This window comes from Sphaerochaeta globosa str. Buddy, from assembly GCF_000190435.1.
Taxonomy (GTDB): Bacteria; Spirochaetota; Spirochaetia; order Sphaerochaetales; family Sphaerochaetaceae; genus Sphaerochaeta; species Sphaerochaeta globosa.
On record NC_015152.1, the window covers coordinates 1,558,982 to 1,571,005 of the forward strand.

The 12,024-nt window shown below is 45.4% G+C and carries 8 protein-coding genes; all 8 read right to left on the reverse strand.

Going from position 1 to position 12,024, the window contains the following annotated elements; genetic code table 11:
- Positions 1-5: 5 nt before the first annotated feature.
- Genes SPIBUDDY_RS07325 through SPIBUDDY_RS07360 form a run of 8 tightly spaced genes read right to left on the reverse strand, consistent with a single transcriptional unit; the run spans position 6 to position 11,942 of the window.
- Complete coding sequence (locus tag SPIBUDDY_RS07325; RefSeq protein WP_013607112.1) at positions 6-776, reverse strand: hemolysin family protein; 771 nt, start codon at positions 774-776, stop codon at positions 6-8.
- Complete coding sequence (ybeY, locus tag SPIBUDDY_RS07330) at positions 773-1,273, reverse strand: rRNA maturation RNase YbeY (protein ID WP_155816075.1); 501 nt, start codon at positions 1,271-1,273, stop codon at positions 773-775. The genes SPIBUDDY_RS07325 and ybeY overlap by 4 nt, the downstream gene beginning before the upstream one ends.
- A 4-nt stretch (positions 1,274-1,277) precedes the next feature.
- Positions 1,278-3,506 (reverse strand): HD family phosphohydrolase, encoded by a 2,229-nt coding sequence (locus tag SPIBUDDY_RS07335; protein ID WP_013607114.1) that lies wholly within the window; start codon positions 3,504-3,506, stop codon positions 1,278-1,280.
- Entirely contained in the window at positions 3,503-4,483 is a 981-nt protein-coding gene (locus SPIBUDDY_RS07340) for a PhoH family protein (protein WP_013607115.1), read from the reverse strand. Before SPIBUDDY_RS07340 ends, SPIBUDDY_RS07335 begins: the two co-directional genes overlap by 4 nt.
- Positions 4,484-4,491: 8 nt before the next feature.
- The gene (locus SPIBUDDY_RS07345; protein WP_155816076.1) at positions 4,492-7,542 is read right to left on the reverse strand and encodes an LPS-assembly protein LptD; all 3,051 of its coding nucleotides are present in this window, start codon (positions 7,540-7,542) and stop codon (positions 4,492-4,494) included.
- Positions 7,543-7,588: 46 nt separating this feature from the next.
- The gene (gene uvrA, locus SPIBUDDY_RS07350) at positions 7,589-10,423 is read right to left on the reverse strand and encodes an excinuclease ABC subunit UvrA (protein WP_013607117.1); all 2,835 of its coding nucleotides are present in this window, start codon (positions 10,421-10,423) and stop codon (positions 7,589-7,591) included.
- Entirely contained in the window at positions 10,413-11,456 is a 1,044-nt protein-coding gene (ispG, locus tag SPIBUDDY_RS07355) for a flavodoxin-dependent (E)-4-hydroxy-3-methylbut-2-enyl-diphosphate synthase (protein WP_013607118.1), read from the reverse strand. Before ispG ends, uvrA begins: the two co-directional genes overlap by 11 nt.
- Before the next feature lie 33 nt (positions 11,457-11,489).
- Complete coding sequence (locus SPIBUDDY_RS07360; protein WP_013607119.1) at positions 11,490-11,942, reverse strand: YhcH/YjgK/YiaL family protein; 453 nt, start codon at positions 11,940-11,942, stop codon at positions 11,490-11,492.
- Positions 11,943-12,024 lie beyond the last annotated feature (82 nt).

A 12,024-nucleotide genomic window follows, 5' to 3' on the forward strand; every position in this document is an offset into this window, starting at 1 on the left:
TATACTTATGATTTAACCACCAATTTCAATTGAATGATCTTGTGGCCGTCGATATCCTCGACGGTAAAAATAGCTTCATCATCTTCGACAGATTCATCCTTAAGGGGAATCCTGCCGAACAGTTCAAATACATAGCCACCAATGGTCTCAAACTCTTCCTCGGAGAGGTGGAGCCCGACCGACTCGTTGACTTCCTCTATGGATGTTCGTGCTTCAACGACAAAGGTATTGTCGTCAAGTTTACAAATTCCATCGTCTTCATCCTCATCGAATTCATCCTGGATTTCGCCAACGATTACCTCAAGAATGTCTTCCATGCAGACTATGCCGCTGACTCCACCGTACTCATCGATAGCGATGGCAATATGGACCTTTCTCAGTTTGAATTCCCTGAGTAAATCATCCAAGTGCTTGCTTTCAGGAATAAAATAGGGCTTACGCATCAACGCCTTGGCATTGAACCCATTCTCGATGCCATGCCTGAGAATATCCTTGGCATACAACACGCCGACAATATTGTCGATGGTCTGTTCATAGACCGGATAGCGTGAATACCCTTGTTCCTGGATAATCGTATAGAGATCATCCACATTGATATCGCTGCTGATAAACTGGACATCCACCCGAGGAACCATAATCTCCTTGACCGTTTTGTCCCTCAGTTCCCGTATGCCCTCTATCATGGTCTGCCGTTCTTCCAAATCTACCTTGGACTGCAACTCACGATCTTTGCCATCCAAGCTTTTCTTGAACAGACCTCTCCATGGCAAGCTCAACGTTTGCTCCCCCTCACTTGCTGTAGCAGTTGCTCTTGTTTCACCAACATCGGTTCATCAGCGTCATTGGTATGATGATCTTCACCCAATAGGTGCAAAAGACCATGAATCAACAGACGATGCAACTCCTCATCTGGTTCTACACTAAAGGATAGTGCGTTTCTTTTCAAGGTATCAAGAGAAATAACCATGTCTCCAAGGACACGAATTTCTTGAGGAAGTGATTCCGTTTCTTCAAAGACAACCTCAGGCCAGGAAAAATCTTCCACATCATCTTCCTGGACAAATGATAGAATATCCGTCGGTTCATCCTTGTCCCGATACGTCTTGTTCAATTCCTGCATAGCTGCATCACTGACAAAACTGACTGAAAACTCACAGCTTCCCTGTCCAAGCAAAACCAGCACTTCTTCCAAACGGTCTATGACACGCTGCTGGTCCACTTCCTGTACATACGATTCAATTTCATAACTCACATCGATATAATACGTTTCCAAGCCTCTATTCTCCCCTAGTCTTTGGTTCTTGTTCTTCTGGATATTCAATTCTATGGTGATCACGTCCGATCAAAGTCTGGACAAAGGCATCCTCAATATGATCGAGATCGGTTATGGAAAGTTGTGAATCCTTGAGTTGATCCCGTTCAAACTTCCCCATAATGATGGCATGCACCAACTTCTGATATTTTGAATGATTTGGTTTCTTAATGGTTCTACTGGCAGCTTCAACACAGTCAGCAAGCATCACTATTGCCGATTCCGGGAAGGTGGGCGGATTTCCCGTATAGGAATAGTCATCAGCTTTAACTTCAACTCCGGCAAGCAGAGCCTGCTCTTTTGCCTCATTATAAAAAAACTGGATAATATCGTTGCCATGGTGTTGGGCGATGATATCCAATACTTCCTGGGGAAGACCGGCATCCCTACCCTTTTCAAGGCCAAGTTTCACATGGCTTTTGATGATGGCCGCCGACAAGCTCGGCTTTATGTCATCGTGCTTGTTCTCAGTCCCTTGGTTTTCGATGAAGTACTCAGGATGATCAGACTTTCCAATGTCATGGTAAATACCACCGACTCGTGCAAGCATGGCATTTGCCCCAATTGCTTTTGCAGCCTGATATGCAAGATCGGAAACATACCGCGAATGATTATAGGTACCTTGTGCAACGGTTCCAAGTCGGTCGAGGACGGGACTGTCTGAAAATGCAAGTTCACTAAGGCGATAGGAGGTGGGAATATTGAACATACGCTCACACAGCGGAACCAATGCCTCCACCAACACCAGACTTATAGTGATATTGAGAATCATACCCCCAATCAAAGGTAGTACCGAATGAAGGGAGAGTCCTATTAATAAATTCAATGAAAGGGCGGCAAAACTGCATATTACACAAGCATAGAACCAGTTAAACAAATCTTCCAATCGTTTGAAGGTATAGCGGAAAAAGTATAAGCAGATGCCTGCAGCTGTCAGGCTGAAGAAAAATGTCATGGCTGAAGCCTGGGGCATCAAGGATGCATAGCTGGACAACAAGAAGGCTGCTACCAAACCCAGACGCTTCTTGCTGGTTATATGAGCAGTAAAAAGCGGTGCAAAAAGAGTCGGGAGGAACGAATCAAGAAAGAGGATCGATTGTGTCTGCAACAGATGCGAGACGGCATACATGGCAAGCAAAGAAACAGCAATGGAAGCAAGCATGAGATTCAGATACAAATACAGCCGTTTTTCTGAATAGAGAAATTGAATGAAAACATACACGGAAATACTGGTGGAAAGCAGGATGAACACAGCCCTGCCGATCAACTCAAGCAATGTGTAATGGAAGGTCTCATTACTCATCCTCTCAAGCAAGGCTAATTGCTGGGCATTGATTACCGTGTCCTTGGAGATGATTTTTTCTCCTCTTTCAACCAAAACCACGATTTCCTGTACAGATTCAGCAGCATGTTGGCGTTGATTGAGGGTTTCAACTTCCTCATACACAATGTTTTCCTGCAACAGCCAGGAGAGAGCATCAGAAAGCAAGTATGGCTGGAACGTTGCATTAACGCTTCGATACCCTTCCATCCAGGCTTCCAAGCCATTTGCAAGATTTTCCTTGGTGAGGACTTCACTGAAAAGGTGAGCCTCTTTGTTGTGATTCTTCTCCATGGAAACGGTGTTCTGCAGCAAATACTCTTCATATCCTTGTCCCCTGATAGCTGAAACAACCGCCTGGGAGAAAAGTCCTTTCTTGAGAATCTCATCAGAAGTTTCTTCGAGAGCCTGTAAGAAAAACTGTTGGTCCAATGCACCCAAAGAAAGAATGCGTTGGATAACATTACCATCATCTTGTAAGGTTTCTTTGTCTTGGAATACTTGGATTTGTTCCGGCAATGGACTACGGATCAACGCTATAAAGGATTCAACGCGTTGGACGCTGAGTATCGTAGAACGCAAAGAGAAGGAGAACAAAGGAAGAATCGCCCTTTGTTTCTCTGCAATGAGGGCTTGCGTGCGAATTTCATCGATATAGGTAAAATTCTCGGTTGCATACACATCTTCGTCTGACAACTCGCCGATTTGGTAGTGTTTTCCCCTATCACGTAAGAAACTATCAGCCGACCTGCTGCTGAAGAGAGGAACCAACATGGCAAGAATAACAATCACAATTATGAGGGCGATAGACAACTGACGTTCAAGCTTATTCGGTTTGCTTTTTTCTCCAAGACCCAAGCGTTGAGCTTTCATAGGCTGCTCCGTTTCTGCATGTTCAAATCCTGGGCATAGGCATCGATGATACGGCTCACAATTCTTGAACGAACTACATCATGTGAGTCAAACAAGACAAACTCAAGTCCCTCAATGCCGTTGAGAATGTGCATTGCATGCACCAATCCACTATCTTTGTTGCGAGGCAGGTCAACCTGACTGATATCACCGGTAATGATTGCATTGGAATTTTCCCCAAGGCGTGTCAAGAACATCTGCATTTGTTCTTTGGTGGTGTTTTGTGCTTCATCAAGAATAACGATGGCATTTTGCAATGAACGCCCTCGCATATACGCCAAGGGGGATATTTCAATGCTGCCGTTTTCTTCCAATCGTCTGATGTTCTGCACGCTGATCATTGCTTCCATTGCATCATACAAAGGTCTGAGATAGGGATTGATTTTCTGTGCCAAATCCCCTGGCAGGAAACCTAGGTTCTCCCCTGCTTCCACAATGGGTCGAGTGAGGATCAATTTATGTCGCTTACCCGAAAGCAGCAGGCTCAAAGCATATGCAACAGCTAAAAAAGTCTTGCCGGTTCCAGCTGGACCGATTCCAAAGACAATCTGACTATCTTCCATACTCTTGATGTATGATTCCTGGCGAGGGTTTTTCGGGTATGCGAAACGATTATGAACAAGGATATAGGGTTTGTCATTTGCTTGGGGTTGTACGAGCTCATCCAGGCTGACATCGGCATGTTTAAGGCTTTGGAATTCCATAAAAATTTCAGCTTCACTGAAATAGTGCTGGTGTTCAGCCACTTTTTGCAGTTTGGCTATCAATTGAAGAAACCGATTGACAACCATCTCATCCTTGCTGAGGCAAGAGACGGTATTGCCTTTCAGATACAAATCACAGCCAAGCAGAGCTTCAAGATAGGGCAGATTCCGATCATTGATCCCTAGCACCCGCTGCATCTGTTCTTCACTGGAGAAATCCACACTTCTTTCCATTCGCGATCCTATGTTGCCTGTGTACGAATCCATTCTTGGTTGGATTGCGTCCACTTTTCTTCTACATTCAACTCTGGGATGGTATTCCAAGTGAGGAAAACCGATACTGTAGGAACCCAGTTGTATTGGTTGTTCGATAATACAACACTTCCGGTGTATTTACAATTCAAGGACCAATCTCCCAAATAGTGAACCAAATCGAACGAGATTGAGCTTAGGTTGAATTGAGTATGATACCTTCCATCCCCGGTCATATCAAAACTCCTCAATAAGTCCTCCCACAAGAGCGGTAGTGAAAAGGAGCCTTGGTCATCGTAGTAGCGGAAAAATCCGGTATTTGAACTCTTGACCGAGAGCGAGCAATCCAAGAACTCTGCAATACTGAAGCCCAGGCTCCCTACAACATCAAGACTGCTGGCATAGCGATCAATGAAGTGAAAATTGAAGGAAGTATCCAAACCGAGGGTAAGTTCAACACGTCGTTTCCATACTCTGAACGACAATTTCTTGGCACTGATGGTTGCAATCATCTTCTGTGAATGCAAATCGTGTACTTGCCCTTGCATAGTATACGTAAACGAGAGCGAAGGAACTTCTGCCTTGAATGTAAGTTGTTCCACCCAATCCTGAACATTCTGCGTAGAAAGAGCTATATAAGAAACGTTTTGAGAAATTTTTACAGCCTTTTTGAAAAATGAGGCACTCATGCTTTGTTGCAGTGAAAGAGCATCCAAGGCTCGTTGATGTATGGTAGTAAGGTCGTAGTTTGCATCGACTTGAAACGTCCATGCAGGACGGGCATATTTTACTTGTCCAAAGAGAGCATCCTTCTGAAGGACTCCCGCAACTTCGGTCCAGCGAAAGGAAAGAGAAATTGATACAGGACCATTCGTATACAGCAGCCTTGGTAGCAGTGACTGGGTTACTGGATACATATTGGCAGTAATGGACGGCGTAAAAGTCCCAAATCCAAGGGTGATAGCCTTTTCTATTTTAACTTGATGGATAGTTACCGTATCTTTGGTGAATGCATATTCCTCTTCATTGGTGGCAATGAGTACCTCAGAAGTTCCAGTACTGCGGGTTTGGGTTTCTTGAAAGCGATACAGCCTTTGGCTGAGTGTATAGGAAAGACCGAGTATTGGCAGCTCTGCCTTGGTTACGCTGAACAGCTGTACTTCCTGATTATAGAACACATTCTTGCTCTGATCTTCCACGATGCTGAGTTGCGGAATCAGTTCCTGGGATAGCTTGAGCATCTGAGAATGCGGGGAAGCGGAGAGGATAAATGAGCCTTTAGTGAATGTATAAAGATATGCATCGTCCTGCCAATCCAAGGCTGTAGTTGTCTCGGTAACAGAATGTGTCAGCTTTTGATCGATCGAATACGTCAAGGAAAGGTTTCTCTCTGTAGTTGGGGATGATTTTGGTGTGCTTGAAACACCAATCTCATACGCTTTGGGCAACAAGGGTGGTAGTTCGAGGGAAGTCTGCTGTTCTTGCTCGATATCATCGGATGCCAAAGGAGCGGTGAAGGAAAACAGTGAGCCTTCCATGTTCATCTGTAATTCAGGGAGGATCACTTTCTTGAGCAAGTATCGGTACTCACCGTCCTGTTTCTGCCAATCCCACCTCGCTTGGGCACTGAGGCTTGTTATCGTAAGTGAAGACAAATAGGGAGAAAGAACTGTTTTAGGGAGTTTGAAAGAGCTGGTCAGCTTCCATGTGTAACTGGTGATATCGCTTGCGAAATCAAGAGGAAATTCCTGTGCTTTTCCCAAAGGGGCATCGAAGGAGAAAGCTGTCAGGCGATTTGCATAGAGCCTTTTTACCTTGGGATCGGAGTAATAGGGAAATTCTAGGCTCACATCTGCATACGTGGTATCCAGCTTGAGCAAATGTTCCCCATAGTATCGGAGGCGAGGCGCATCAGCGTATTCCGCTACCAATTCTTTCCCCTCGACATACAGAGCTAGAGAATCATGGGTGCCTATAGTAAGTTTTTTATTCAATAGGGATATTTGCCCATTCAATGCGGTATGCAATCCTGCAAGTTCGTAGGCATCTGCCATCAGGCTCAGATACGAACCGTTACCTTTAGCCCAGTTCTGCAATCCTGATCCCGACGACCTATCCGAATAGATGGGGCCATCGGGAAAAAGGGCTTGATTGTTGGACGAAGCAAGTAGGCTTGCAAAACTGGAACTGTTTGCTTCCTGAAGTTTGGGATTGGATCCAAATAGTTCAAACGTAGTTGAGACGAACATCCCTCGTTCACTGGCAAAACCCATAGCAGGATTTCCTACCATCCTATTACCGGGAAATAAGAAGAAAGGAGTCCAAAAAACCGGCACCCTGCCCATCTGTAAGGATGCACTTTGGACCATCAAGTCCCCTCCGGGTAAAAATTGGAGTTTTTTTGCCCTGATGGAGGAAAGGGGATCAACTTTTTTTGTGCCTATCCATCCGTCGGAATAGGAAAGGCTTGTAGTTTTACCTGCATAGGTAATCTGGGAACCGGATGTATAGAGAGTAACCTTTTGTTCCTCACTATTGGTTTTTTCACTTTGGGTGGTTGCTCCCTTTATGAAGAGAGACGAGCTGGACCAATCGAGTGTGATAATCGTACCATCCACTTTTTGCAGCGCGCTATCAATTTGTGGGTCTTCATAGGTTACTGAACCTTGGGCACTGAGCATTGTGTGATCAAGGTCGATGAGCATCTTTTGGGCGGAAAGCTTTTTCTCCTTGGTCTCTCCTTGTAGCTTGAAGGAAACTACAACATTTCCCTCCAGTTGGACGAGTGAGGAATCTGCATCCGTAGAGAGGGTATCCGCCTGGACTATGGTCATTTGGTATTGTTGTGAGACATCCTGTTCCAAAGCGATGGGATACAGCTCAAGATCATGATAATCAAGAAGTGCTTGCCTCAATACATCTGTTTCTACACTTGCAATGTTTCTCAGCCGAGCCATTTCCAACAATGTCTGTTCATCCGCTTGTTGGATGCTGAGACTAAGCATCAAGCTATCTGATTGTGCATACAAAACTGAACCCATGATGTAAAACAGGGCTATAAGGCAAAGGATTCTTTTTTGTATTCGTTCAGCCTTTCTCATGGAACATCTGAGCAAGATAATACCCTGTGTGGGAGTCCTTGCATAGGGCAAGTTGCTCAGGAGTTCCAGTTGCTACGACCATTCCGCCGCCATCACCACCTTCAGGTCCCAGGTCGATTACATGGTCGGCCTGCATGATTACATCCAAGTTATGCTCAATTAGCAGTACGGTATTGCCTTGTTCCACCAGACGATTCAGTACTTCCATCAATTTCTTTACATCAGCAAAGTGCAGACCAGTAGTAGGTTCGTCCAGAACATATAAGGTTTTTCCTGTTCCATATTTGGAAAGCTCAAGACTCAACTTGACCCGTTGAGCCTCTCCTCCACTGAGCGTAAGTGCACTCTGTCCAAGTTTGATGTACTCAAGGCCTACTGAAATAAGGGTATCTATCTTACGTTTTATTTTGGGAATGGCGGAAAAGAAGTCACTTGCCTCTTCCATGGTCATCTCCAAAACCTCGTGGATATTCTTTCCTTTGTACCTTACGGCCAGCGTTTCCTTGTTGAAGCGTTTACCGTGGCACACATCACAGGTGACATACACATCAGGCAGAAAATTCATCTCGATCTTCAGCGTTCCATCACCCTGACAATTTTCACAGCGTCCACCCTGTACGTTGAAAGAGAATCTTCCGCTCTTATAGCCTCTCGCTTTGCTGTCAGGCAAGGAGGCAAAAAGATCCCTGATTGCAGTAAAAACCCCAACATAGGTTGCTGGATTGCTTCTTGGCGTCCTTCCTATCGGGCTTTGGTCGATATTGATAACCTTATCAAGATTTTCTACCCCGGAGATTGCCGAGAATCCATCGTAATTCGGATTTTTGCGTGCCAGTTGCCTACGTACAGCAGGAAGCAGCACTTCGTTGAGCAACGAACTTTTTCCGCTTCCGGAAACACCGGTGAAGACAATCAACTTGCCCAAAGGGATTTCTACATCGATATGTTTGAGATTGTTTTTGTTTGCCCCTTCCACGCGGATAACACTGCCGATACCCTTTCTCCGTTTCTGGGGAATATCCATACTCAAGGCACCACTTAAGTATTGTCCAGTGATACTATTAGGATTTTTTTCAACTTCTTGTGGCGTTCCTTGGGCCGTAATATACCCACCATGGACTCCCGCCCCTGGTCCCAAATCCACCAAATAGTCAGCTTCACGAATAGTTGCTTCATCGTGTTCTACAACCAACACGGTATTACCAAGATCTCTGAGATGCTTCAGAGTATCGATCAACTTCTGGTTATCACGTTGGTGCAATCCAATGGAAGGTTCATCCAGCACATAGAGGACTCCGCTGAGGGCGGATCCTATCTGGGTAGCCAGACGAATGCGTTGTGCTTCTCCCCCGCTGAGGGTGGCGCTGCTGCGGTCGAGAGTAAGATAGTTCAGACCAACATCGCGCAAGAATGATAGGCGGCTGCGAATTTCTTTGAGAATCTGATAGGAAATCTGCTGTTGGCTCTCGGTAAGTGTCAACTGCTGAAAAAAATCATTTGCATCTTTTACGGAAAGTCCGGTAGCTTGCATGATATTCAATGCATTGATGGTCACGGCCAATGCTTCTTCCCTGAGCCTGTTGCCATGACAGGCGGGACATACTTTTGATGTTTGGAAACTGTTCATCCACATTTTAATTTGCATGCTGTTGGTTTCGTAATACCGGCGTTGCAAATCAGGAATGATGCCGGGAAAAGGTTTCTCCACCCGATAAGTCTGACTCGACTTCTCCCTCGTGTATTCAACAAAAACGTGTACTTTTGTTCCATACAGGATTGCTTGGATTACCTCTTCACTCAAATCGGCAAACGGGGTATCCAAGGTAAAACCAAAATGCTTGGCAAGGGCCTCGAATTGGGAACGAGACCATTGGGCATCAGGGTTCATGGTTGCAATGGCTCCCTGGTTGAAACTTTTCGAGTAATCGGGAATCACCATATCCGGATCGAACTCAGTCTTCACACCCAGTCCATTGCACTCGGGACAGGCTCCAAAGGGATTGTTGAAACTGAACAACCGGGGTTCCAGTTCCGGAATCGTGATCCCACAGTGGGCACAACTATTGCGTTCACTGTAAATCTCCTCATGCTCCTCATCGTGTTCACCGAGAAAGGTGATTTTTACCAACCCTTGCGTCATCTCGATACACGTTTCAATGCTGGAGACCAGACGAGTACGTACCTCATTCTTGAGAATAAGTCGGTCAACCACAACATCGATGGAATGCTTGTGCTGCTTGTCGAGCTTGATCGGATCTTCAAGATTGAGCATTTGTCCATCAACCTTCACGCGAGCAAACCCTGAAGTCTTGGCATCTTCGAATACTTTCTTGAACTCCCCTTTCTTGCCGATGGCAACCGGGGCGCTGACAATGATTCTCGTCCCATCCTGAGCCTTGAAAATTGCATCGATGATTTGGTCTATGCTCATTTCCGTGATTTGACGACCACACACATGACAGTGAGGTTCTCCAACCCGTGCCCATAAGAGACGAAAGTAATCGTATATTTCTGTTACCGTACCCACCGTCGATCGAGGATTGCGATGTGTCGATTTTTGTTCAATTGCAATGGCTGGACTCAGCCCTTCCATGTAATCAACATCGGGCTTATCCATTTTGTCCAGAAACATACGGGCATACGAACTCAAACTCTCGACATACCGTCGTTGACCTTCAGCAAAAATGGTATCGAAGGCAAGAGAACTCTTGCCGCTTCCCGAAATACCGCTGATTACAATCAGCTGGTCTTTCGTCAATTCCAGATCGATATTCTTGAGATTGTGTTCTCTTGCACCCTTGATAATCAATTTATTCAGCATGTTCAATAGCTTCCAACAATGCAGCTTTTGCTTGTTGCTGCGTTACTTTCTTTACCAACGTACCTTTCTCATAGAGAAAAATACTATTCCCAATTCCTGTGATAGCCAAATCAGCAGATTTAGCTTCTCCAGGGCCGTTTACCTGACAGCCCATGATGGCTACCGTCAAATCCTTGTCTATGGTCAACAATTCCGATTCAATCGACTGCAAAAAACCTTGTGAATCGAAACTATGCCGTCCACAACGCGGACAGCTAACAATCCGGATGCCTTTCTTTCGTAGACCCAGCGTCCTGAGCAACTCCGCACCGGCCTGTACTTCCGTCTCAATATCCCCGGTTATGCTGATGCGGATGGTATTGCCGATGCCTTCATTGAGCAACTGCCCCAAAGCCCAGGTTGAACGGGTGATGGCGCTGACCACCGAACCCGCCTCGGTTACCCCAAGGTGCAATGGATACTCGCTTTGTGCAGCAAACAAGCGATTGGCCTCCATGGTAACATCCCCATCGCTCGCTTTGAGAGACACTACCGTATTGGTAAAATTCATCTGCTCGAACCAGGAAAGGTACGTCAGGGCTGTATTGCACATCAATTGGGGAACCGGATCATTACCTTTTGGAAGAGAGCCGCTGTTCAAACCGATTCGAATGGCAACATTATGATCCTTTGCACTCTTCACGACCTCGTCGACCTTCCATCTTGCACCAATATTACCTGGATTTATACGGATTTTTTGACATCCGCAGGTAATTGCATCCAAGGCAAGTGCATAATCAAAATGAATATCCGCAACCACGGGGATGGGGCTGCGTTTGCAAATATAGGAAAATGATTCATGATCGTCTGGAGAGGGATAGGAAAACCGAATGATATCACATCCCATTGCATTCAATTTCCCAATACGCCTCAACAGTTCATCCAAGGCTTCGATATCCTTGGGAAGAGCGCTATCATACATCGTTTGAATGAGTATAGGAAAACCTCTGCCGAGGACTTTTCCCCCTATCATTACTTGATGGTCACCTGTCATTGTGTATCTCCTCGTCTATCGTACACAAACACTTTACATTTGTAAAGCATTGTATGAGGGCTCCAGCAGGATTATGATCCTTTTTACCCGCGACAAACTATTTTCTTTCGCTATTCCAAGCGCATACGGTTCATGGGGCATAAAAGCTGTAAACATGCCTTCTTTTGCGGTAACAACGGTTTGTATCGGGCTGTCCTCAACGGTAATCCAACCTCCGTCATCCTTTGGTGCGCCTTTTGATCGCTCTGCATACGTCAAAGCGAATAATTCACTACCCTCAAGCATAATCACCAAGGTTGTAGCCCAGTCATGAGCCTTGAAAACTCCCGAAAAGGAGGAGGGAACATACTCGGCAACCTCAAAGGAGAGCCTACCAATTTGATAGGTGCCTACCTCGTATGGTGTTGCAAGAACCTCATTAATCTGGTCAATGTGCTCCAAAATGGGTGCATAGTACATAAGATTTGCAAGTTTGTCGTGAATCATGGCTACCTCACCTGAAAAGTAGGATATACCGAATAGAAATCTCTTACAAGAAGAGGAAAACCAGCTTTGAATACCTATCCAC